This window comes from Mucilaginibacter terrigena (assembly GCF_004168255.1).
Taxonomy (GTDB): domain Bacteria; phylum Bacteroidota; class Bacteroidia; order Sphingobacteriales; family Sphingobacteriaceae; genus Mucilaginibacter; species Mucilaginibacter terrigena.
Map to the genome: position 1 here is coordinate 681,074 of NZ_SEWG01000002.1, position 26,532 is coordinate 707,605.

14 protein-coding genes are annotated in these 26,532 nt (G+C 43.0%); 13 read left to right on the forward strand and 1 reads right to left on the reverse strand.

Going from position 1 to position 26,532, the window contains the following annotated elements; translation table 11 throughout:
- Position 1: 1 nt before the first annotated feature.
- The 13 genes from EWM62_RS06840 (at position 2) to EWM62_RS06900 (ending at position 25,938) form a co-directional block, all read left to right on the forward strand.
- Complete coding sequence (locus tag EWM62_RS06840; protein ID WP_129875906.1) at positions 2-3,670, forward strand: hypothetical protein; 3,669 nt, start codon at positions 2-4, stop codon at positions 3,668-3,670.
- A complete protein-coding gene (locus EWM62_RS06845; protein ID WP_129875907.1) occupies positions 3,667-5,430 on the forward strand; it encodes a hypothetical protein in 1,764 nt (587 codons plus the stop codon). Before EWM62_RS06840 ends, EWM62_RS06845 begins: the two co-directional genes overlap by 4 nt.
- A 173-nt stretch (positions 5,431-5,603) precedes the next feature.
- Entirely contained in the window at positions 5,604-6,260 is a 657-nt protein-coding gene (locus EWM62_RS06850) for a hypothetical protein (RefSeq protein WP_129875908.1), read from the forward strand.
- Positions 6,247-10,470, forward strand: coding sequence for a contractile injection system tape measure protein (locus EWM62_RS06855; protein ID WP_129875909.1), 4,224 nt, complete (start codon positions 6,247-6,249; stop codon positions 10,468-10,470). The genes EWM62_RS06850 and EWM62_RS06855 overlap by 14 nt, the downstream gene beginning before the upstream one ends.
- 100 nt (positions 10,471-10,570) lie before the next feature.
- Complete coding sequence (locus EWM62_RS06860; RefSeq protein WP_129875910.1) at positions 10,571-12,547, forward strand: hypothetical protein; 1,977 nt, start codon at positions 10,571-10,573, stop codon at positions 12,545-12,547.
- Positions 12,544-13,362 carry a hypothetical protein gene (locus EWM62_RS06865; RefSeq protein WP_129875911.1) on the forward strand — a complete coding sequence of 273 codons (819 nt, stop codon included), beginning with the start codon at positions 12,544-12,546 and terminating at the stop codon, positions 13,360-13,362. Before EWM62_RS06860 ends, EWM62_RS06865 begins: the two co-directional genes overlap by 4 nt.
- A gap of 60 nt (positions 13,363-13,422) precedes the next feature.
- The gene (locus EWM62_RS06870; RefSeq protein WP_129875912.1) at positions 13,423-14,340 is read left to right on the forward strand and encodes a hypothetical protein; all 918 of its coding nucleotides are present in this window, start codon (positions 13,423-13,425) and stop codon (positions 14,338-14,340) included.
- The gene (locus EWM62_RS06875; protein ID WP_129875913.1) at positions 14,330-15,688 is read left to right on the forward strand and encodes an ATP-binding protein; all 1,359 of its coding nucleotides are present in this window, start codon (positions 14,330-14,332) and stop codon (positions 15,686-15,688) included. Before EWM62_RS06870 ends, EWM62_RS06875 begins: the two co-directional genes overlap by 11 nt.
- Positions 15,689-15,701: 13 nt before the next feature.
- The gene (locus tag EWM62_RS06880; RefSeq protein WP_129875914.1) at positions 15,702-16,247 is read left to right on the forward strand and encodes a hypothetical protein; all 546 of its coding nucleotides are present in this window, start codon (positions 15,702-15,704) and stop codon (positions 16,245-16,247) included.
- A gap of 33 nt (positions 16,248-16,280) precedes the next feature.
- On the forward strand, positions 16,281-20,153 hold the full coding sequence (locus tag EWM62_RS19270) for an eCIS core domain-containing protein (RefSeq protein ID WP_162499796.1): 3,873 nt from the start codon (positions 16,281-16,283) through the stop codon (positions 20,151-20,153).
- Positions 20,154-20,198: 45 nt separating this feature from the next.
- Positions 20,199-23,528 (forward strand): hypothetical protein, encoded by a 3,330-nt coding sequence (locus tag EWM62_RS06890; RefSeq protein WP_129875915.1) that lies wholly within the window; start codon positions 20,199-20,201, stop codon positions 23,526-23,528.
- Positions 23,529-23,603: 75 nt separating this feature from the next.
- Positions 23,604-24,194, forward strand: coding sequence for a DUF4202 domain-containing protein (locus EWM62_RS06895; protein ID WP_129875916.1), 591 nt, complete (start codon positions 23,604-23,606; stop codon positions 24,192-24,194).
- Between the two features lie 109 nt (positions 24,195-24,303).
- On the forward strand, positions 24,304-25,938 hold the full coding sequence (locus EWM62_RS06900) for an alpha-amylase family protein (protein ID WP_129875917.1): 1,635 nt from the start codon (positions 24,304-24,306) through the stop codon (positions 25,936-25,938).
- A gap of 3 nt (positions 25,939-25,941) precedes the next feature.
- Here the strand turns inward: EWM62_RS06900 and EWM62_RS06905 are convergent, their stop codons facing one another.
- Positions 25,942-26,532, reverse strand: coding sequence for a DUF1543 domain-containing protein (locus tag EWM62_RS06905; protein WP_129875918.1), 591 nt, complete (start codon positions 26,530-26,532; stop codon positions 25,942-25,944).

Genomic DNA, 26,532 nt, shown 5'->3' on the forward strand with positions numbered 1-26,532 from the left:
GATGATAAGCGGGATAGATCAAAATAGCGCATATAGCTCGTTAAAGAGCGCTCTCGTCCCTTCGGCTACCTTAATAGATGGCAGGAGCGAAGAGGATATGCTTTGTTTCCTGGCTAAGTTCGCTTCGGTTATTAACTTCTATGATCAGGATAACCAGGTACAGGGTAACTGGGTGCCGTTTATTTTGAAAGATCCGGTTTTTCTTACCGCGATGATCAGCAGGACAAATAGCAAAGAACTTTATATTACTTTCCTCAATAACTGCCAAACCCTTAATACTTGTATTGCAGATAATAATGGAACAGACCCGGATACCACTGCTTTTATCTCTTTTTCCTTCAATAAGTTATTCGACCAGATAGACCAGGTGTATCGCTATTTCAGGGACTGGGTCTATTATATGGAACGCTCGCACATTCAGTACGAGTTTAAAAGGTATGTTACTACCAACATCCGCGATCATTACAGCCAATATTTTTGGGCGCTGATATCGTTAAAGGAAGCGATGCATAAAACCCGCATCGTCCCCGGGATAACCGCTCCATTTAACCCGGCCAATGAAATATATAATTATACCGAACAAATTATCTGGGAAACCGGAATGGGCAAAGCTCCTTATTGGGAAGTGCTTGATATGGGCCATCGCATAACTATTAATACCCAGCCTACCGATGTACTTGATATTTTGCAAAAAAGCGGCGAGATAGTTTTTGATTTTTTTGAAAAATGTATCAGTTATGCGGCTAAGGAATATAGTTATCTTAAACAAAAAAAAAGCAGTTATCCCGATACATTACTTCTGCGCGGATTTGTCGACCTCTTAAAACAGCACCAGGGCCAGCTCAACGGTATTTCAAAAAAGCACCTTGATTTTTATTACCGGGATATTTTACAACAGGAAGCCTTACCCGGATCGCCGGACAGCGCCTATATGAGTGCTACCCTTGCTAAACCGGGCATGACGTTTACATTGCCTGCTAATACCCTGTTCAATGCCGGAACAGATAATCAGAAAAAGCCGGTCGTGTTCTCAAACCCGGGGGCTGTAATACTAAATCCGGGTATAATTACCAGTCTCGCCACACTATCTGTATCGCAGGTTACTACCGGCAGTACTGGCATTTACATGAACACTGTACCTGCCCCTGGTACGGTTCAGAAAGATCAGCAAGGCAATATTATAGGGTTTAATACCTTCGGAAACACCAACAACCAGGGTGCACTGGTGGCCACAGGAATTTCCTTTGCTTCACCTATGTTTTTGTTAAAGGAAGGCGCCCGCACCATCACCCTAACTATCACCTGCGGTAAAAATATCGATAACTCGATATTTAACAATGCCGCTTTTTATTTTAGTACTGTTAACAATTGGTTGCAGGTAATGGCCACGCCTTTGCCTGTACCGCTTGAACCGACGAATGTACTGGTACTGCAGTTTCAGCTTGATGCTACACAGCCTCCTATTGAACCATTTAAAAAAAATCCGGACCTGTTAGAAACGCAATGGCCGCTTTTTAAGATCCAGTTTCAGCAGGTGCCCGATCCGGCAAACCCGCCGGTAATTACCAAGTTAGAAATAGATGTATTAGTTAACGGCGTTAAAAGTCTGCAGCTGTATAATGATTATGGTTCACTCAGCACAAAAGCGCCATTTCCGTTTATGGGCCCGGCCCCGATGAAAGGAGCAAATTTTATTATCGGAAGCAGCGAAATATTTAGCAAACCGGTAAAAAGCCTTTCCGTTGAATTGGACTGGAACGGGGTTCCAAAAGATTTTGAGACCTACTATTTGCAGTATAACCAATACCTGGAGGGCGATATGAATATCCCGCCGCCTGCCAAGCCATGCTGGTTAACAAACCTTAAAAATACCATAGCCGGTACTAAACCGGCAGCATCAAAAGTAAAAAAGCCTAAAGCGGTTTTTAACAACTGCTGTTTTACAGTAGCTTTTCAATTGCTGCAGGATCAGCTGTGGGCAAAAATTGATCTTCGTAATTCAGGCGGGTGTATTGCCGATACAGGGGTTGGTAACGTAAACCTTCCGCCTGCGGATACTACCATGTTCTCCACCACAAACTCTGTACTTGATACCTGTTCTATTTATCAATATATCCCTAAGGATGCAATTATTCCAGATGTTAGCTTGCAAAGTATCCCTTTGAAATATACCGGGCAAAATACCAGCGGATTTTTGAAAATGACATTAACCGGCCCTGATGATGGCTTTGGGTCTTTATTATATCCTGCAATAGTTTTTCAGATAACGCTGGATAATGCGCAGCAAATTGCTGATGCTCTTCCCCCGGCTTTTACTACACTTACCCCTATACCATTTGTGCCAAAGGTGTCATCAATATCCGCTGCATATGGCGCCAGTACAACAGTAATATTTACTACCTCCGATAGCACATATCCAATACAATGTTTCCTGTATACGCCTTTTCAAAACTATAAGGTTTATGATGCCTGCTCGGGGATCGCTAAATATAACTATACATTTAACGGGGGTAAAAACACAGATACTACCGGGATACCCATGTTTGCCCCGCTTAACAGTAGCGGTTGCCTTTTTATAGGTATCGAAAAGCTTTTTGCGCCAGCCCAGCTAAGTCTGTACTTTGAACTTGCCAGGGTATACTCACTTGCCAACACAAGCCAGGCGGCATCTTATACTTATCTGAGTACTACAGGGTGGAAAAATTTAGAGGTACTTGCTGACGGCACCGGTGATTTTAGCTGTTCGGGCATTATAAAAATCAATATCCCACCGGATATTGATTATAATGGATTACAAAACCAACCCGGAAAATGCTGGTTAGCGATCTCGGTATCAGCCCCCCCTCAATCATACCCGCAAACCATTTATTGTGCGGCTAATGGTTTTATTGCCTGCCGTACCGGGCAGCAGCAAGGCGCATCTGTTACACATCTTGCAGCGGCAACAATTTCCAAAACATTGTCTGCTGTGCCGCATCTGGCTACCATACAACAACCGTTCCCTTCTTTTGGCGGTAAGGTAGATGAAACGGATTGGCAGATGGACCTGCGCGTAAGCAACCGGATAAAAACCAAGGGCCGGGCATGCTCGACAGATGATTTTTTCCGCATCATTATCCAATCCTTCCCGGATGTTTTTTATGCCAAAACAGTTTTTAACTATACAACCAATACAAATGAAGTGTATTTGGTTAAATCTTTTACCGGGCCGGAAGTTACAGGGGCTTTTACACCATTGATAAGCGCCTGTGCCGAAGAAAAGATCCGTGCTCTGCTTATAGCCAAATCATCTTGTTTTATAAGTATTGGGGTATCTAACTTTAGTTTTCAGTTTATCAGGGTAACCGCCGACCTGATTGTTGACCAGGGAAATGGCACAAATGAGGTGGCTGCACAGATAGGGCAGCAGCTTAATTTGTTTTTATCCCCCTGGATATCGTCAGATAGTGTGCAGGTAGCTATCGACACTGAAATTACCGCTGTACAGGTAGCGGGCTTTGTTGCAGGTTTAAATGGTGTGCTGCAGGTAAATAATGTACGCTTACAAACATGGTCTGACCCATCGACAGACCCGTCAGGGGTTGCTTATACAACTCAGGTAAAGCCTTTTAGGCCTTCCATGCTTTTGGTTTCTTTTCTTGATCACAACATTAACTGTAAAGCATCATGAAACAGCAGTTATTCATTGTCGATCAGCCGCTACCTCAAACCCAGGATTTCCAGGCATTGAAATCAGCCGGACTATCGTTCCTGAAAAAACACAGCGGAAGCGAATGGACAAATTTTAACCCCAGCGATCCGGGGGTAACCATACTTGATCAGGTTTGCTTTGCATTAACCGAACTTGGCTATTGCAACGATTTTCCAATAGAAGATATTTTAACAGACCCCAGGGGCCGTATTGTTACAAATGATGAGTTTTACCTGCCGCAAGCTATATTGACAACCAGCGCGGTGACAACGGATGACTACCGGAAGTATTTAATAGACAGTAATAAGGCTATAAAAAATGCTATCGTTATAGCATATCCGGCAATATTGCCATACATGCGGTATATATACCAGGCATACCTGTTATTGGATGAACGATTAACCGAAAAAGAAAAAAATGATATTTGTACTGAAGCTTATTACAGTCTTAATAAAAGCCGGAACATAGGCGAACTATTTTTTACCCCGCAGCCATTTGGTACTTTCCCGTTTACTATTAGCGGGCGTATCGATATTGATGGCACAGCATCAGTTAACCAAACATTGGCTGCCATCAATAATGCCATTCAGCAGTATATTTTCCCCACTGCTGTACAACAAGGGTACGATAAGTTACGACAGCAGGGGTACGATACGTCGGAGATTTTTGACGGACCTGTACTTAGCAACGGTTGGTTTACGCAGGAAACACTTGGCGCCCCAAGGTTAAAGCTAAATATAATGGATTTAATGGGCGTTATAGGTAACGTAAAAGGTGTTAGCCAGGTTGGTCAGTTAACCATGTATGTGTACGGGCAGGTTATGGATCAAATGATGCTGTCACCGGGCTTGCTTCCCCATCTGGATTTCCCGTCCTCGCTTTTGAACGGCCTCAGTATCATATACAAAGGCGCCCCCATCCCGGCAAATTATAAACTTACCGAGCCCAGCAAACCCCGCGGCATAAACACCGGTGATGTTTACCTTGATATGGTTGATCAAAAGGACCAGGTAAAATCTGGTACTTACAGGGATATAAGTAGTTATTATTCTATCCAAAATACATTCCCTGCTATATTTTCAGTTGGAGGCGATGCAGCAACCGGTAATCCTGCACAATATTCGGTAGCGCAGTCGCGGCAGTTAAAGGCTTATTTAACACTGTTTGATCAGGTTTTGGCAAATCAGTTTGCACAACTGGCCGGTATTAGCCGCCTGTTTTCTTTCAAAAACTCGCTCTCTGCCGACCCAACCGACGAAGCTTCGTATTACAGTACACTTAATACCGAACAAAGGGTATTTCCCGAATATCCGGCACCGTATATTTATTTTTCGCCCACCTATTATTACCGGTCGCTATACGATGTGCCCAACATCAGGCCTTTATTAAAAGATAATGATGTAAAGCGGTTTTATACCGGCCAAAAAACACAAAAGGAACTTGATTACGACAGTTGGGAGTCTTTTAAACACGACCCTTATAACGCCTATATTCACGGATTGTCTGAATTTATTGAAGACGAAAAAATTAGTATCACACGCCGTAATGCTATGCTCGATCATTTACTGGCCAGGCACGGTGAGTCGCCGTTGACTATAGATCATATGCTTAACGGGTCGGTATACAGCGGAAACGGATCAAAAGACCTTGTTATCTTCAAAAGTCTTTATCTCCAAAATTTGGGTCTTTTATCCTATTTCAGGCAGAAGGGATATAATATGCTGGCCGCAAAAAAATAGCCGGTGTTCCAAAAGCTATCCCTTCTGACTTTGAGCACCAGATATTAAACGGTAACAACCGCGACTTCATATTTGATGCCGCGAAAATTGATGCTCTTGAAAAACTCACGGTAACCGATTTTGAAAACTACTCGGCAATAGAGCTGAAGATGTGTTTGTTATTTGGCCTGCGGATGACCTACCTCAACTTTATACTTTGCAATTATGGGCAAACAGATCAGGAAGCTAACTTATGTTACGCCATGTGGATGATCACCGAACGTAAGGGTTTAATGCTAATTGAAAATGGTTTATTGCAAAGAAATTTTACGTACCAGGTTATTATTACAAGAAACCTGCAGGATGGCCCGTATTTTCAGGTTGGTAATTTATTAAATTATAGCCAGGCCTGGGAAACCGTACAGGTTTTAACCGATAATAAGGAACATCAGGATGATTATGAGAGCGAGGGTATTAATGTAAACGGGGCACATTACAGCTTGGTTGCAGCATCCGGAGATCAGCAGAAAAATAAATATTTTAAACAGGTTCCCGATGCTGCGTATTACTTTACAGTAAAAATTGATGGGAAAAAGGAAATTGAAAAATTTGATGAGTTTCCGGTTTTTAAAAGCGACCTGGAGCTGATATACCCCGCCTTTATTTTACCACCAGACCAGCCTGTTTTTAAAAAAAGGATACAATACTTTTTACACCAAAGCCTGCCGGTACACCTCACCTACGATATTCATTTTTTGGGGACAGAGCAGCTACAGGCCTTTATACCTGCATTTATGTATTGGCATAATCAATTGATCTTTAAACAAAAACATCATCATGGAACAGCGTGAGGGGCATATCATATCTACGTTAAGCTGGGCAACAACATTTGATGACAAGGCGCTGGGTTTTGATCTTCAAAATCGCATTAGCCAGTGGAGTAAATTTGTTATGCCCGGCGAACTGGACTATGTTTTTAAACAGATATGCCCTAAAGGAATGTCCTTATCTATCAATTCGCTTGAAATAGACCTTGGCGAAATTGAAGTTAAAGATCTCGAAGCTCAGTTAAAAAAAAGGCTGGAATCAACCTTGAGGGAAAAACTTGCAGATATGCTGAGTTATCCTTCGCCGGATCAAAACTTGATACTGACGGTACAAAGCCTGGCATCAATGGAAAGCCTGCGGTATTTTCTTGTAAATGGGGTTATGCCCTGGAACTATAACGGCGGTGATCTTAATATGCTGGTTTCAGATCTTTTTAAAAAACAACAGCATAAAACGATCGAGCTACTGCGTGAAACAGGCAGCGCATCCATCGCGGCCAGGAAACGGATGGCATGGCAATTTGATGAGCCGAATTTTAATGAAACTATCCGCGGGTTCGAGCCTGTAAGTTATGATCAAATTAATTGCCTGTCTGGCGAAATGGTACGCTTGCAGCATAAAGAACAGTTTGTGCGCAGCAGCGTTGCCGATCTGGGAAAAGAAATTAGATTGTGGATATTAAATTACCTGCTTAGCGATAGGGGTACTATATTTAATAACCTCGCCTTTATGAGAGGTATCCTTGAACAAATGGCACACCGTCATAATATTGATTATGAAGATTTGCTCTTATTGGTAGAAAAAGCTATTGTAAAGCCAAACCTTGCATTTCATGTAAAAGGTGAATTTATGACGGTGATAAATATGCTGTCGCAACAGCAAAAATTATCTGTGCATAACCGCGTAAGTAAAGGTTCGCAGCGGCTGGGTACCCTTCCGTCAGAAGGTAAAAAGGCGTATATGAATTTAAGCCCGGAAGAATTGGCCGTTAATATTGTACAGGCAGGTTATCAAAATAGTCATTCATCGCTGCTGTCACTACCAACCAGCATTGAATACTGGCTTAAACATGCAAAAAAACTGGACGATCGGTTTATGGATGTGTTTTACAGTGCCTGCAGTTATATCTGGCCGGCAAAGGTGGTTAAGCTAATAGCATTTTTTTCACAGTTACCTGACAGGATCATATCACGTATTAATCAGCGTGCAATGCGGGCTGTATGTATAGCATATGTGCTTATTTATAAAGAAAAAATTAACCCTAAGATATTTTTTGATTTCTTCATAGCGCAATGTGCAAAAATCAGCGGGATAGACAGGGAAGAGATATACGATAAAATATGCGGTGGATTGGTAGCCCGTCACTTGCAGAGCGGTTTGCTAAATAGTAAATACAATTTAATAGTTGAATCGGCGCAGGTCACATATACAAAATATAATACCGACCCATTCGCAGATCTTGTTCGTAACCTGAATAAGTATTGCTTGCAGGTAACGGGTAGCGTAACCGACCGCCGGTTTTTAAGTTTGCTTCGATATGATTTGGGCCAGCTTATCAGGTTGGATGCGGTCAGCATACTGCGAATATTGAGGGGGTTGAAAAACAGATCCGTTTTATTTGATATAGTACCGGTTTTAAGCAATAAAGCTCTGATAAATATCTTGCTTACAGCCGATAAAGGACCTGTACCTAAAGCAATTGATAAGTTCAAGACAGTTATAGCCAGTACAGGCTTTTTAGCCGGTAGTAACGAAATAGCATGGCTGCAAAAGAACGCATTACGGTTGGCTTTTAAAGCGCTTATCCTTCAACCGGGTCTTCCGCCAAAGTTGTTTTTTACAGAGCTGATAGCCCGGGCAGAATTATCGGGACGGTTTAATACTGAGTTTTTGATACGACTAAGAAAACAATTAGGACTTGAACAGATACAGGCAGATGAAACGGATGAGATTACAAGCAGCCAAACCCGATACAATAACAAAAAGATTGTTGCATTACTGTATAAGCACTTGCAGGATGTTAAAAAACCTTTAACCAGTGTTTTAGATATTCTGCATCAATACCGTGTTAACCACCCATTGATCCATACCATCCGCAGCGACAGTCATTTATCCGGGCTATTATTTAACAGGTTTTTTAATAATGGCGCTCATGAGGTTAAAGCAATGGTGAATGCCACTCTTAACAATGTTCTTAAAATTACCCCAGGTTTGAACAAACAATCTGTAGAAAAAAAATTAAACGATCTGTTTTGGGAATGTTTTATAAGCAAATCATGGTGCCGCAATGGGTTCGCGGGCCTAAAAGACAACTTTAAAGCGGCTGTCAACTATAATTACCCCGCAGTAGCAATAGCTGGTATTATAACAAACGCTCCGAAAGACCGGGTGCACCGGCCCGAAATGATATTAATGGACCTTGAGCCTTCAAAGATTGCAGAGCTCGCCTATAAGGTTAAAACTGCAATAACAGCCGGCAATAACACAGTTACATGGGGCGGACAACGCATCAGCTTAACAGAGATACTGTTAACTGCAATTGCACATCAACGTAAACCCGGTAAATTATTAGTCGAACTGAAGTTGTCCGACAAAGAGATCATTCGCTTTTTGCGGACGGTCGATTTTGAACAAGTTCTTTATCAATTAAATATCAGCACACCAGCATTGTCAGGCCGGATAGGTGACCTTGCCCTTATATATTTCCTTTTTAATACTTCCCGAGCGGGTGTTATTGAGGATAATGCCCTGCTTAATATTTATAAACAGTTACTGTTGTTAAATCAGCAGCAGGGAAACTGGCGAACAGGACGCGATAAACTTTTGAACCAAGCCCTTGCAGTGCGGGGTTCAAGGCTTGCCATAAACGATCAGCTCATTAGTAAATTTAATGTTGCCGGTTTCAAGGTATCTGCGGGTATGCTAAAACTCTTATTCTCAATATTGCCGGCCCACCATCAATTGATAGGCCGGTTGAATGCTGCCGGATTAAAATCATCGGGGATTGCTGAAATTGGATATAGTTGGCCTGCGGACGGCAAACAAGACAGAGGTAAAGGGGATGCGCTAAAAACACTGAAAAAAGACTTAAACAACGCTTACCAACGAAATATAACGGAACAGCTATTATACCTGATCATTACCGAACAGCGTGTCCCTTCGTGGTTTAGTGCCCGGCCAACGTACCCGGTAGCTATGCTTGCCGAAGAAATTATATGCCGTTACCCGCACACGCTTTTAAATCTATTGAAAACCGAACACTTAAACGCGCAGGAACTTAAACAACTTGCGGGAATGGTGCCTTTTCAACGATTGATATATATGTTGTCCGATCCGTATCATTCTATTAAACCCCTTGCAAACGAACTGGAATGCCTTTACAAAGTTTTAGGAGAAATGTCATTTGGTACAGTATCAGGCCGGCAGGTACAAATGCTGCTTTACCGTAAATTATTGCTCGCCTGGAAATCGGGCAACCGGGCTTTGTTATCAGCTTCCCATGTTTGGCAGGAGCTTATCTGGGACTTGTTTGTTACTTATAAAATATCAAAAGATAACGTAATGCTGCAGGCTGCAAGCCGGATGGATGGACTTGCACCGGCATACAGGGCAGCATTACGGCAACTTGTTACCGTTGCCGGGGCAAAAGGTGAAAAAAGTATCCTAAAAATAAAAGATATCCCGATGAAAGATAAACCGGCTTTAATCAACAAAACGGAGATATTATCAGAACCTATCCCTGTAAAAAATGCCGGGATGGTATTGCTAAGTGAATATGTGCCCGCGCTTTTCAGGCATATGAACCTGCTAACCGGGCAGGAGTTTGCAAATGCCGGCGCCCGTTTAGATGCGGTGCACGTGTTGCAATATGCAGTTACCGGAATGATGCATACATCAGAACCATACCTTCCCCTGAATAAGGTTTTTTGTGGTTTGCCGCTGGCCGAGCCTGTGACACCCGGTATAACACTTACTGCCAAGCAGCAAGAATTGATATCGGGAATGATACTTAACATGGTTGGGCAATGGGCAGCTATCGGCAAAACAAGTGTAGACGGTTTTAGGGGCAACTGGCTGGTTCGCGACGGCTTGCTTTCAGAGTCGGAAGAGAGATGGGAACTGGTTGTAGAACCAAGGCCTTATGATATTTTGATCAATCAATTCCCCTTTTCTTATTCAATTATTAAATATCAGTGGATGGGCAAACCCCTTCATGTAAAATGGAAGATATAATAAAGAACTTATGAAACAGAACATTTTAAAAATGGACAGCAGCTGAAATTATTTTGGCAAAGCATAACAAACAAAATTAAATCACCCAAAAAAATAAATTATGAATTCTTACAACGACAATCTGCATTCCAGTGTGATCACAACGCTGCAAACGCTTGAGCTGGCAGAAAAAAACCTCAAGTCAAACCTGGATTCTTCCATTTTTAGCCTTTATTATGCCGAAGGCGCAATTATTACGGCAAGCGAAAACCTTAACCTGGCAAATGTTAAATATAAACAACAGCAGAATATTAGCTCGCAAGCGGTTAAAAACGCAAACATTGCTGCAAATTTAACAGCATCAGCCATGCAGCAAAAAAGCTATACGGCGCAATCTGTTACCAATGCTGCTGTTAGTGCATCCAATATACAAATAGCGTCTAACGCGGTTGTGCGGCTGGCCGGCGATGTTGGCAATATCTTCAGTATACTAAAGGCTGCCGATGCTGAAGGTGAACTATATTTACAGGGCGAAATGGCCTATAGCTTGATAAATGCAACAGCTTACGATGCAGAAAAACTATCTCAAACTGCTATGGAAGCCTCAACATATACTGCCGAGGTATCTTCAGATACAGTTGCCGATGAAGCTACAGCCACTAATTCTGCCGTTACAAATTTACTGGCGGCTACCGATGCTGACTTTAATGCCATAGCGGCCATTGTAACAACAGACCACGCGGCGCTGGCAAGTGCCGGCGCTATAGAAAAAATAGCGGAAGGTACATTGGAATCAAGCAACGCCGAATATTTTTCTGTGAGGTCGGCTTACCGCCTTAACAATCGCGAGCTAAACCTAAACCTCACTATTACAAATAAAACCAACATATCCTATGATGTGTATTTTAACTATTACAATGCCCCGTTCGGGCTTGGAAAAAAACATGCATCAACCAAATCTGAAACAACTGTTGACAGCTATCCGGTGCAAAACTATTACCTTATGTTGGTAAAGGATAGCAAAAAGCAGGTATTTACGATCTCGAACGCCGAGAACATGCTTTTAAACCACAGGCAAAGAAAGCTGGTAACGTTGCCCCAGTCCCCCAATAAACGGCTGATCCAAACTACCGTTTCAATAGACGACCTGGTTGATTCAGATGGACAATCGATGCAGCTTGGTGTAAAATATGCCATTTTCGTATTCGCTCAGCTAAGGGAAGATTACAAAAAACTTATCAATAATTTTGATGATTACCTGTCTGCCCCATCAGAGTCGTTTGCATTAACAGTTGACCTGGTTAGCCCCGAAACTAAATCTATCGAACAAAAAGAAGGCAAGGTTAAGTTTACCGTTATCGAGCCAGCTCCCAATGTGCAGCACCGGGTTATATATCTGCCCGATAATAAAGGCCTTATCAGCGGCTTGTTATCAGAGCAAGGTTTGCGCAGCATTGAAAAAGAAGTATTAAAGCTGGAAAGGATCGCTGATAAATACGACCCTATTATTGCAGACCTTGAAGCTGAGATATTAACGCTTCAGGCAAATATAGATGCTACAAGTGATAGGATAGATGCCGGCAATGAACCCCCTGCCGATGCGGCAACCGATAATGAAACCACCGCCGAAAAACCTGATAACACATCAAGTTCAAGCTCTGGTTCGGATGATCAAAAAGCTCTGAGTGCTTCCAAAAAAGAATATGCACATCTTAAAAAAGAATTAGCATCAATGCGCAAGAAAAGAGACACGGAATTGCAAAGCATTAAACCTGCAAAGCAGGACCATCCCGGTTTTTATTTTAATGTTAAAATAGCCGAGCAGGTATCGTTCGCAAATTACACTGTTGCAAAGCCATCCGCCAAACCCGATGATGCTAAAAATGGCCATGTCCATGCAGATTTAAGCACCGCTATAACCGATAATTTTGGCGATCCGCTTATTCCGGGGTATCGTTATATTCCGGTTATCTTGTCTGTGGCCGATGTTCCGGAAGAAGATATGGTGCAATATAAAAGCTCCCTGTCTGACTATGCAAAAACAACGCCGTTTAAATATGAACCAACTTCATTACCATCTAAAAACGAAAAAGTATGAGCACTACACATTTAATACCCTCTCCAAAAAGGTATGGGGTTACCGAAAAGAAAAAATCTGAACTGGATGCCTTGACCATACAGGTTACCGATACACAATATGATGTGCAGCAAATGCAGGCTATTGTTGATTCGCTTACCACTAAGGCAGCAAATTTCCAGGCATATGTTGTTACTAACGACAATAACAGGGCGCGGACACTGAGCAACAGGAATATGCTGACGCAGATCCTTCAATCAGCTACAAGCCTGCAACAAAACTCGGAAACAGCATTTAACGCTATTGTTATTGCCGATTCAAAAACCAGGGACGTTGCTGTTGGCGTAAAAGTACTTATAGATAAATTGATATATTCGGCAGAAGTGATTAACAAGCTATCCAATCTTATCATCAGGAAAAAAGCGCTTAACCCTTTAATTAACGATGACCTGGTTGCCAAGGTTAGTACCGCAGGGGCCGATGCAAATAATGCGGTGGCTTTAACCCTTGTAGCACTTCAGTCGGCCTATGCGGCACAAGCCTCCAACTTACAGTCAGAAGCGGCATCCGCGCTGCAATACACACAAGCAATAAAATTGTATGATGTTTTATCCGGACAGGATGAGGATGAAAAAGACGCTGAAAATTCATTAAGCACACTGCTGGATAATGCATACGAAAACGCCAAAAAGATTTACGACCAGTCGGTAAAAGCGTCGGATGCTACCAACCAGCAACTTAGTGTGGCCACAGCAAATCTTGTTCAGGCGCAAATCAAGCTCAGATCATACCAGCTTGGCCTTGCCGCAGCAAATGCCGCCGCCTTAGCTTCTTAAGTATCTTTTCCATGATTCGCCCCCCGGTTGTGCCGGGGAGCGAATCTTAACACATGCAGTATGAGTAACCTTTTCCATAAGTTTTATAGGAACTTTTATTTAAAAACCGGCGGATATATACCAGCCAAACCTTTGAGCCATCCGCTTTACCCCGGAGATTTTTTTCAGATCAGGAACGGAGAGATGGTTGTTTTAGGTAATGTTTTTTTCAGCCAAATTATTAAACCCGAGGATATCAATCTTATCTACGATGAGCATCTGAACGGTGCCGAATGGAAATTTGAAGATGGCATAAGCAGGCCTTATTCTGGCAGGAGCAGCGGGCACGGGGCAGGTATTGGTGAATTTGAATTTAGTAAACAAGTACTTGCCTTTGCAGACTATGGAAGCTTTGTTTTCTCATCTGCCGACCGCAATCTGGTTAGGATTGGCAACTGGAACGATCTTCAGGACCAGCTGATTATCAAGCTTACACAGGTTTATTATTCGTTTAGGGAAGTGTATGTGGTAACAGAAAGCGCAAGCGCTTCGCATTGGAGCCTGGCTGTTGGAGGAAGCCCTGATGCAGAGCTTGAAATAGCTACCGCCACAGAGAATTTTGGCCTTGTGGATATTTTTGATCACCCAGATGTAAGGACCATACAATCGAAAAATGTAGAATACTATCATTTGGAAAAGCACAGAAGGCCCGCGTTTATCCGTGCGAAAAAGCTTGTTGTGCAGGACGAGAAGATAGGTGTTTTTATTAACGAGTTGATTATGCAGCGTCGCAAGCAGCAGGAATGGGCACTGGGTTTTTACGATCAGTTTTCTTCCGTTTCCCCTTATATACATCCAATAAGCGGTAATCCCGAATGTAGTTTGCTGGACACATTGCGCGCCAATGAACTAAACGCTAATACCGCGCTGCTCTATTTTAAATGGGCCGATATGAACCTTGACGATGTGGAGGCATTATTTCCAAAATATGCAAACTGAAGGGTTATTAAATGATATACAGGCAGAGCTTAACTGGCTGCAGGAAGTTATACAACAAGCAGTGGGGTTCTACCTGCTGCACGATGGCTATGAAAAGAACTGGACAGAACTCCCTGTACCGGATCTAACAGATTCCGTATCGCCATATGCAGATACTGTTAAAAATTGGAACCTCAGCGTATACGAAAGAATTGCCCTGGCGCTTGCCATGGCCCCCCATATACGCCCGGAGGTGCTGGATGTTTTTTTTGGCCGCAACCAGTTAACCGACAGGCCTTTTACAGAGTTTGGCGGATATCTGGAGAAAAACCACCCGGGTTTCATCCCATCAGGGCAAACGCTTAGTTTTTTGCTAACAGCTAACGATTTGTCTAAAACCATTGAATTGAGCAGGGTGCTTGCAGATGAAAGCGTGCTTATCAAAGAAAAGGTTATAAGCCTTGGCGAACCGGAAGCTGGATTGCCCGCATTGGATGGGCAGCTTATTATGAACAAACAGTGGGTACGGTATTTTATTACCGGTGAAAAAATGGTACCCACGCATGACCCGGCGTTCCCTGCTCAAAAAATATCTACGCTGATGGATTGGGAAGATGTTGTACTGGATCATGTAACCCTGTCACATGTTAACGAAATAACCACCTGGATAACTCATGGCGAAATACTATTGCAGGACTGGGGGCTCATCCGTAAAATAAAACCCGGTTACCGCGTGCTGTTTTACGGGCCGCCAGGTACGGGTAAAACGCTTACTGCCACGCTTATTGGCAAGCAAACCGGCCGTGATGTTTACCGGGTAGATGTTTCCCTTGTGGTTGATAAGTACATAGGCGAAACTGAAAAAAACTTGTCGCGGATATTTGATATAGCGATGGATAAAGATTGGATATTGTTTTTTGATGAGGCCGATGCCCTTTTTGGCAAACGTACAGCCGCCAGTTCGTCAAATGACAGGCACGCCAACCAGCAAACATCCTACCTGCTTCAAAGGATAGAAGATTATCCGGGTGTAGTTATACTGGCTACCAACCTTAAAGCCAATATGGACGATGCCTTTACCAGGAGGTTTCAGGGAATGATACATTTTGCAATGCCGGATACGGATGAACGCTTCACGTTATGGAAAAACGCCTTCTCGGGAAAATGCCGGTTACATCCCGATATTGATGTATACCATATAGCAGAAACATTTGAACTATCTGGCGGTGCTATTATCAATGTATTAAGGTATTGCGCTATGTCGGCTATTTCGCGGAACGATAATATTGTAACGCAGGCCGAACTATTGGCCGGTATAAGGCGGGAATATAAGAAGGATAATAAAACATTTGGGGTAAATATTTTATGATCATAGCAAACTCATGGCAAAACGGGAGTCTTCAACACACAAACAAAAACAGCCTGCAGGGGCGCCGCTCCACACTGCCGATGTTACTTTAAAATTCACGTTCAACTATCCTGGCTATGGGTGTAATATCAGGGAACATAAGATACTGATTGCCCGTACGCTTAACGAACTGGTGAGTAAAGGGCAACTCGTTATTTACGGCTATCTTATAAATGTAACAGAGATATACCTGGTACCTGCATGCGAAAAAAGAGAACTGGGTGCTGTGCAAAAATTGATTACAGATGCTTTAAAAAGAATGATGAGATCTGATAAAACAACCGGCGATATTATGAACAAAGGTTATAAAATTGTTGACATGCACTCCGCAGAACTAAATTGTATAGTTATAGAAGATGCCCTGGTAACCAGTTTGTTCACCGGCGGCAGGCTGCGATCGCCTTTTAATAAGTACTATTACCGGAAACTTCAAAAGCAGATATTGAACGGGGATTTTTCATCGGCCATAGAATACAGTGGTGGTGTTGGCCCTGTTATAATGGTATGTAAAGTGTATTAATTGGCCCTGCAGTTTATTTGAATCCAGATTGTTATGGAACGGAAAATCTCACCGCAACAACAAAATAATAAAAACGACAGGGCAGATCTGGCGCACAGGGTAGAAAACCGCCCGGGAAATAACGATCATTTTTATTTGCAGGACCATCGCCCTCAATCAGTTTTGCAAAAAAAACAAGGGGGTGGCGTTGATCATAACTCAATACCGGCATCAGCTAATGTAAACAATAGCAACAAGTTAGGGTTGCCATTGCAGTTAAAAACAGGTATCGAGGGGCTTTCGGGCATATCAATGGATGATGTAAAGGTGCATTATAACTCAGGCAAACCTGCGCAGTTTAAAGCACTTGCCTATGCCCAGGGTACGTCTATTCACCTGGGGCCGGGGCAGGAGAAGCATTTACCCCACGAGGCATGGCACGTGGCACAGCAAAAACAGGGGAGGGTAAAGCCAACCCTGCAAATGAAGGGTATGGCAAATGTTAATGATGATAGCGGGTTAGAGAAAGAAGCCGATATAATGGGCGCGAAAGCGCTTCAGCAAACCGTTAATGTACCCGCAGGTGATTCGCCGCGCAATAAGCCTTTATATTCAAAAGCATCTTCAAATATCATCCAGTATGTTATTGGCCCGGGCGGTATGCTTCATTCGGGCCGCAGGGTTAAAGGCCCGGGCAACGTTGTATACCGGATAGTAGGTACGGAGCAATTTTTAGGGAAACTAAATTATAGATTGAAGGATGAGGATGGTAACGAACTGATACGACCGTTTGACGACCCGCAATTTAACCTGATGGGCCTTTACGAACAGGTTAGCCGCACGCCCAAACCTGATGATCGGGATAGCGTGTTACACAGCGAAAGTGACGACGAAGAAGATTTGGATAGTGATGAAGAGGGAAGTAATGCACAATTAACAGAAGATGATTATTTATCTGATGACGAAGAAGAATTATCTGATAAAGATGAAGATAACGGAGAGCAATTGCACGAGTCGGGTGCTGACGATGAGATGGACAAGGAAGTGCCATACACCCCAAAAACCTGGACTATAGAAAGTGTGCAAAAAAGGCTTGCAGAAAGTTCGGAAGATACCCCTTTGCCTTTAAAAGAAATAGATGACATCGAGCATGCCTTACCAGCTTTGATAACCACAAAAGTAGACCGTAAAGTTTCAAAAAAAATACGGGAGGATGTTATCAAGGCAAAAAACGATTTGGCTGCATACGAAGAATTGCTATCCTCTAAAGCCCCAAAAGGCCGTACCAAAAGAAAAAAGAGCGGCGACGATGACAAAAGCACAAAAAAACCACCATCTACTTTTGATAACGAAGCTGATTCGGAGTCGAGCGATGAAGAGTACGACCCGGACGAACGCCTTCGAAAATACAGGCTCTCAATGTCGGCTGTTGCCAACCGGTCGCATGTGTATGGTATAGATGAGGCAGACAGAGAATTCAGGGACTTGGTTACAGGCCTGCCGCATGCCGATACTTATTTGGCATTGTTTAAAAATGGGCAGCTTGTACCACGCAATATTAACGGCACCACTAACACACTTGGGCACAGAAAAAGGATGCGGCAGGTTGAAGCAAAAATTAAACCCCTGTTAGATAAACGGAACAAGCTATTTCTTGAGTTGGATGAATTAAATAAAAAGATAAGAAATAAAAAGGACGCTAACCTGCGTGATGAAAAGATACAGGAATTAAGAGGATTTTTGGCCGACCAGATAAGGCCACACGTAGAGGCAATAGTTTTTGGAAGCAGCCTTAGGCCAACTGATGAAGATATTGAGGAAGCGAATAAAATCAGTAAGGATAAAATAAGCATAAAAAAAGGCCTGGTTGATGGCAGTTCATCGGCTGCTGCCGAATTATTTAAAAAGCATGCGCCGGGGAATATTTCAAAAGGGGTTGATTCCCATACGCATGCTGAACAAGCGCTGATTGGTACACAAACTTGGATAAATTTAATTGATAAACTTACAGCAGAAATTAACGCCAGCGAGAACAAGCCTGATAAGTTAAGTAAACTATCCTTTAATACATTGCAGTTGGTTTTAAACCGGTCTACCTGCATTGGCTGCGCGCGCGAATTGACAGTTGAACTTATCCGCTTTTGGAAAATTGTAGCAAAACTGACAGATAAAACCGATTGGCGGGAGGCTAAACAACAATATGAAGGATATGTTAATTTCTTGCTCGATTTTCCGGCTATTTATGAAGTTGATAAAGAGAAAAAATACAATTATGTAAATATATCGCGCATTATACTGGGGCTGCGTGACGCCGGTTGGGCGGTTAGGGTTATTACAGGCATAAAAACCGGGACGAAAAGCGATTCCAAAAATGAAAAAATGCGCACGCTTGCTGAAAGTGTATCCTCAACCAGAATGTTTTATGTAAAGGACTGGGACCCGAAGATCGCTTGTTTTGTACCTCCGGAAAGTTTAAAGGGTTTAAACAAGGTACTGGTCAATGGCATAGTTTATATACTTACTAAAGACGGGCAATATTTATCTACTACAGGAGAAAAACAAACAGTGTCAAAAGTGGATGCCTATACATTTTTGCCAACAGGTATGCCCAACGTCTTAAAGGGCAAAAGGCGCATACCCGATGGCGGAGACCCCGGAGATTCGTCGGATTCATCATCTTCCGATCATTCGTCTGACGAGGAAGAGGGATCATCTTCAGAAGATAGAAGTAGTGATTTTGATGAAGAGGAAGAAGATAATGCATCCGAACATGATAATGATGAGTTTGACACGGGTAGGATAATGCACGAACAAAACACTTGTTACCTTTCGGCAATAATACATTTGTTTGCAAGTAATGCGCGCTTTACAAACCTGTTTAGGCCCGGGCGTCAAATCCCGCTTGAAGATGGGCCGGTAGGAAATTTACTGATAAGGCAAGCCGACCGCAAGAAGGGCAGAGCCATTCAAATGGCAAGCAGGATAGGGGAAGCAGTGCTTGAGTTACGCAACCCCCGGGGTGTGGTTACTAAAAAAGTAATGTCAGATATCATGACATTTTTAGGGTTAATTGGGGATATAATTGATGCACATGCACCTGCTGCAAAAACTTTAACACCAAAACCTAAAGAGCTTGACGCCAAAGCAAGCGAGATATCTGCTGAAATGCTTGAAAAAGAGAAAATAGTTAAAGCAGGTAAGTCTATCGAAACAAGTAAAAGCCTTAGGCGCGATAAGGTTAAACCGTTACTGATATTTTCAAAAAAATCGAGGCCGGCATCATGGGGCGTTCAGCAGGATGCAGCCGAGGTTTTAATTAAGATACTATCCTACCTGCAACCTGGCAACGATTTAAAAATTCATATGCAAAGCAAACTTGGCCGTAACCATGAAGCCGGATTTGGGGGGAGCAAAACAAATATCCGGGAGTCTACGCTTCAATTGCCAATTGGGCGGGATATACACACAATGCAGGATGCACTTACAAACTTTTCGTCTGTTGAACAAATAACAGATTATAAACATGGCGGAGGGAATATAACGGTTCCAAAACAAGTAAGGTTTACAAATTTACCAACGGTATTAACCATTGTTTTAAAACGATTTGGTTTTAATGGGGACGGTTTAGGTCAAAAAATCACAAAACCAATAGTTGCACCAACTTTATTAACTATTCCTGCTGCATGTTTAGCCGGAGACTTAAAAAACCAGGTAATAAGATACAGGCTTGTGCATTTTGTAGAACATTCCGGGGTATATGGCGGCGGCCACTACCTGTCGCATGTTAAAAACATGGACGACAAATGGCATAAACATGATGACATAGGCGGTAAAAGGACCATGCATGATGAAGATTCTTTTGAAACAGCAAAAAACCAGTCGTATGTATACGTTTATGAAAGGGTAAATAGCTTTTATCGCGAATAATAGTAATAATACCTACCAAATAAATAGGCAGGGATAGCAAAAAACATGGATAGGAAACCAACTGATAAAGCTGAGGATAAATCAGGCAAAGCACCCGGGCGGCAGCCGCTTACTACCGGCCGTGGCGTTTTGCTGGCAAACAGGCGGCCTGGGGCCGCTACATTTGTACGGCGGCAAGCGCAGCCGGGCGGTACCACTACGGTAAAAACAGCCGGGCCAAAACCATTGACCGATAACCGGCCAAAAACAGGGCCACAAAAAGCATTGCAGCAAAGCACAGTTAGATCTTCGGCTACAAGGGTTCCGCCTCAAACTTTAAGAAAACCTGTCACAAATACTACTCTCGTAAAAAAAACACCACCGGTAAAGGAACTGCCTAAAGATGAACCTGTAAAAGGATTAGAGCCGGTAATTGATGACGGAGAAAAATCGGTTGTATCTGATAAGGCTGATGAAAATATACATCAGGAAAAACCGGGAACTATCGATGCCGGATTAATTAATTTTATACATGAGTTGTACGATCATATCGAATCTATCGGGCCGTTCAATGAGGGCGCCCGCCCGGAAATACAGGCATTAATTAACGGTATAATCAGTAATTATTCTATTGACGAAAATCAAAAGCAATCAATTACAGCGAATATACTTGGAGGGTTAATATTTTATGGCGATGACGAACTTACCGGGCCTTCGTCGCAGAAAGAGCAGCTGGCCCAAAAAGGGCTCGAGCCTCAGGATACACTTGGTGATGGTAATTGCTCGATACATGCGCTTTTGGGCGAGGATAAAGATGGAACTTTAGTGTGTGATACCGCGCAGCAAAACAGGGAAGCACTTGCAGATAATTATCAGGGTGGCGGGCTTCACCCGGATGCCATGGATAAAATGAATGCGGCGCGGGAAAATACTATCCGGAAGTTTGCTAACAAGCTTCTTACAGATCATACGGAAGGTAAGCCTTCGTTAGCTGAAGCGGAAGATGGCCCAAAAGAAGAGGAGGTTGCTGAAGGTAAGACAGTATCTGAAAAGCAACTTAAAGAGAACCTGTTAAAAGCTATCCACCACGTAAACGCCGGGCGTTACGAGGAGTCGGTTACTAAAATAGTACAGCATACAGCTTTTGATAACGTAATTGATGATATTTCGGGTGCCGATATTATGCGTGTTTTAAAAGAGGGTGGCATCCTTAGTGAAGAAGACACCGTGGCCGTGCCGGAAATTAGCCCGGAAAACATTGAGGCTGTACTACCCGAAAATATGAAGTATAAAGCAGAGTCGATATATTGGCTACTTAAACCATACGTTAAAGGGAAAATAAACAGCAATATGTTTGTTGAACGGGCACTTCAAAACGATGCTGTGAAACATGCATATATAGCCTTACTTAAGAGCCAGCATCATTGGCTTAATGCCGAACAGTTACAGGCACTTGCCATACAGCATGTTAAGAGTGTGCAGTTGTTTGAGAACGATCTTATGGGTGGGGTGCAGGAAACAAATCCTTTTAATGTAAGTGACGAAAGGCCGCTTATCAAGATATACTCAAGTGGGAGCCATTTTGAACGGCTCGGGCCTTTACAAGATGGTGCTGAACACATAAGACCAGGCGAAAAAACAGATGATGAAGAATTGCCCGAGCATGTAGAAGCAGACCCTTTTCAAAATGAAATGTACAATAAGGCCCGTACCCGATACCATACCGGCTTTAACGGGCAGAAAAAAGTAACTACAGAAAAATATCGTGCACGCAGAGATCACGGGCTTGGGCATGGTATAAGAGTGGCGGCAAGCGTATTAAGGCTTGTAAATATTATCTCTCAAAAGCATGAGTTTAAATTCCCGGTTGACGAACAGCATCTAAAGGCATTATCGATGGCGGCATTATGGCACGATGCGGCTAATAATGTTGAAGATGACAAACTTGCTGAAAATAAGCAGGGAGCGATGTTTGATGATCAGCTTAAAAGGGATACTAAAGGTAAACTCCACGGTAAACCTATACCAGCTGTTTACAAATGGGCAGCCGAATGCCTTAAACTTAAAGGGAAAATTTCGCTAACTAAAAAATCGTGGGATGAACTTGATGAGCATGAGCAGGGCGCAGCGCTGATAGCGGGGGCAGATTCTTACGAATACGTACGCACATACACGGGCATGAGGCAAAAATATGCATCGAAAAGAAACGTATTGGTAAACACAAAGGCAATGGGCGCCGATGAAGACGATGCCCATATCAACGAGGTAATAAAATTGATTTTAGGGACCGGCGGTAACACAAGGGGCGGGGCACCTAAAGATTCAAAACCCGAAGAATTAGCTGCACAGATTGAGTTTAATGGGATACAATCATTAATGGAACCAGAAAACCACATAGCCAGGGCTTTTAAAAGATTTGCAGCGGCAAGCGGGCCGGGCCCGGCAAATATATTATCACTTTTACAAGGTTTTAGCGGGAAATTACCGCCTAAAAAGTCTTCATTGCCGGTTAGTGAACCGCTGGTAAAAACCGACCGCATTACTCCCGAAGTACCCGATACGCAACGTGTTGAGGTATCGCTGGTCAGGAAAAAAGCAGTTTTATCACGTGGTGCAGCTCCTAAACCGGTTATCAACTTTTCACCTCGTGATGAAAGCCGCGCACGTTTACCGGCTACACAAAACGAAGATGGTTCTTTTAACCAGGGTGTAGCACCCGGGTTTAAGGCCGGCTCTGGTGTACCACCCGCTATTGATGTTAAAAATACGCTGGCGCTGGTTCATGGCATAGGAACCAAATTTATATCGGGTGCATTTGAAAAAGGATATCTGTCAAGTGCTTATGGCCGTGAGGGGCCGACTGGAAACTACAGCCGCGATGCAGATAAAAATGGCGGAGGCGGGTTGGCTGTTTATACAAGGGCTGTGGGTATAAAACACGCGCGCTGGCCTGCGTTTGGTCAGGGTGTTGGAAGCGGGGATAGCAAAGCACAGATCGTTTTGCGGCCACGGATACTTACATCTGTCCCTGCATGGAGGCACAGCTCAACAGATTTAATGGGTAAAGCGCCGGGTGTAACAGGTAAGATGATGGCTGAGCCAGGTTTGGATTCGTTTGATCTATGGGAACAACAAGCCGAGAGCTCCAGGAACCGCAGCTTTAATGACATGGTAAAGGGTACAAGTGTAATAGCAAATAACGAACAGATGTTTTGGCATCAGATACCATTAGCATCTAACGTTATGGCCATTATTTGCAAAACCGAAAAAGATAAAAAGGAAATAATTGAAAGTGTTGGTGGCAATCCGGATGATGGATATATAGTTTATCAAGGCGAAAAAATTCCTGTAATTGTAGCCGGCAGTAAACAAACACTGGCACAGGTATTACCTTAATGTATAATTATTTTATGGCATTAATTTAAATAAATTGATACCCTGTTTCAGAACCTTAATAAGTAGTTTAGTGCGATGAATAAACTGGAAACCGCATTTGCTCTGTTTGATAAATACAATAAAACCGACCCCAACATATTTACCTGGAATGGTATTGCCTGCCCGCAGGAATATTTTTTAGCTATTAAACTTTACCAATGGGTGTTAAAGCTTGACCCCGCTGCAAGCGAAGAATTGCTACTGGCATCCCGCAGCCAGCACATAGGCCGATGGGAAATCCCGCGCGAAAGTTATCCTGAAGGAAGGGAGGCTTACCTGCAATGGCGCAAAAACCTTGCTATACACCATGCTGGTGTAGCATCGGATATTTTGCGGCGGGTAGGTTACACCGATGTACAGGTAGAAAGGGTAAAACAGATCATATTAAAACAGCGAATAAAAACGGATGCTGAAGTGCAGGTTATAGAAAATGCCCTTTGCCTGGTTTTTCTGGAGTTTCAGTACGAGGATTTTTATCCAAAACATGAACCCGATAAAGTGATCAACATCCTCAAAAGATCATTGTTGAAAATGGATGCGGACGGCCATGCGTTTGCACTTACATTAAGTTACTCTGAAAAAGGCTTGTTTTACATCAACGAAGCTTTAAAATTAATAACCAGGTAACGTTTTTTGGTTACTTCGTAAGAGCTGATAAGAGTCCCGTCAATAAATAGGGCGGTTATATTGCATAAAAGTTTGTAATTGTTAATTTAGCCATCCTTACACACATCCTATGTTACGACGCAATTTTATAAAATTATCGGCCACGGGCTTTGCCTCGGTTATGTATAGCAGGCTAACTTATGCTACTGTTAACGGCGGGTCGCTTATTAATCAACCAGACGAAGCCTGGGCACAGGTTGCCGACCAATGGGTAAAGCTTAACGGCAAAGGCGGTTCGGTATTTACCCATCAGGATATAAAAATTGAGATTAAAACCAGCACTGATGCCCGCGCGGTGTACGTGCACGCACCTGATAGCGAACTACAGGCCATAAGGTTTAAATGGAAGTACAACACTGCAAAATATTCGAAAGTGTTTGGCGATCACTGGGAACGCAGCTATGGCGATATGGCCTGGAAGGCGCCCGAAGCCAACACTAAAAACCCTTGGTATGCATTATTATACGATGATAAGCAAACCGCCTGTTTTGGTGTAAAAACAGGTGCCAATACCATTTGCTACTGGGGTATCAAACCTGATAATATAGAGTTAACTATGGATACCCAATCTGGTGGGGTAGGCGTAAAGTTGGGGCAGCGCATCCTGCATGCGGCTGATATAGTAACAGGTATCAGCAAAATAAATGAAAGCCCTTACAACGCATCAACAAATTTTTGTAAAGTTATGTGCGCTAAACCACGGTTGCCAAAAATGCCTGTTTATGGCATTAACGATTGGTATGTAGTTTATGGCAAAAACTCGTTCCAAACTATAAAAGACCAGACCAAGGCAATGGCCGAACTTGTTAGCGATACAACTAACCGCCCGTTTTCGGTAATCGACGATGGCTGGCAGCAGCCCGACGATTTTTCGATAGTGAACGATAAGTTTAAGGATATGCACAAAATGGCCGAAGAAATAAAAAGCCATGGCATGCGCCCTGGTTTATGGACACGCCCTTTAATTGCCCGCAAAGATGATAGTAAAACCTTGCTTTCGCCAAAAATACCTGGCCGCGGCCAGGATGACGAACTGATACTTGACCCAACCATCCCCGAGAATATTGCCCGTGTTAAACGCAATATAGCTTTGTATAAGCAATGGGGCTACCACATGGTAAAGCACGATTACAGCAGCTGGGATATTTTTGGCAAATGGGGTATGCAAATGAAAGATACTTTTACCGCCCCCGGCTGGAAGTTTCACGACCAAACCAAAACCAATGCCGAGATCATAAACAACCTCTACGGTGCTATCCGCGAATCGGCAGGGGATATGTACCTTATTGGCTGTAATACTTTAAGCCACTTATCGGCAGGAGTGTTCGAACTTAACCGTATTGGCGATGATACCAGCGGCAGGGAGTGGGCGCGCACCAAAAAAATGGGAGTTAACACTTTGGGCTTCCGTTTGCCGCAAAACAATACTTTTTATGCCGCCGATGGCGATTGCGTAGGGCTAACCAAAGACGTAGCCTGGGACAAGAACAAGCAATGGCTGCAGCTGCTTGCAGAAAGCGGCTCGCCATTATTTATATCGGCAGAACTGGATATTTTAGATAACGATAAAAAAGCTGCTGTAAAACAAGCTTTTGCAAATGCCGCCAGGGTGCAGCCCAACGGCGAGCCTCTGGATTGGCTAACCAACCAATTCCCTACTAAATGGAAGCTAAACAACCGGGAGGTTGATTTTAACTGGGATTAACACTTAGGTAAGCTTATCTAATTTAAAATAGCCCAAATGCACCTTGTCCTCGGGTAAATCCGGGGAGGGGGTTATTTCGATGTGGTATTTGTTCTTAAAAGCAGGCGACAACATTTCTTCAATACGGTAAATATCATCCACATCAATGCCATATTTATCATCAATATGTGCATTTGCACCTTTAACTGCCGGGATAGTGTTGGTACGAAAGAATATAGCCTTTTTTGATTCCTGAATGGCAAGGGCACGGTCTTTTTGAACCGTGAGTACGGTGTAATGCTGTTCTTCCAATTTGTTGGCCAGGTAACCACCCAGGTTTATAAAAAACAAACGGTTATCGGTTATCAAATTGCCCTTTTCTTTTAAAACCACATTTATACGGTACCCGTCAACAGTATTTACTTCGCGCCAGCCATCAATATGCAAACTGGAGCCTGTATTGCGCCAAAAAGCTTTAATGTTAGGTACAAGGTCTTTTAAAGATGCGGCTATACCAAAAAAGAAATCGTGCTGCTCTACGTGCCTTCCGGGTGCCTTTGACCCTAAAAGTATCATGTAAAGTTTAAGTTTAGTATCTGAAAATATATTATCCAT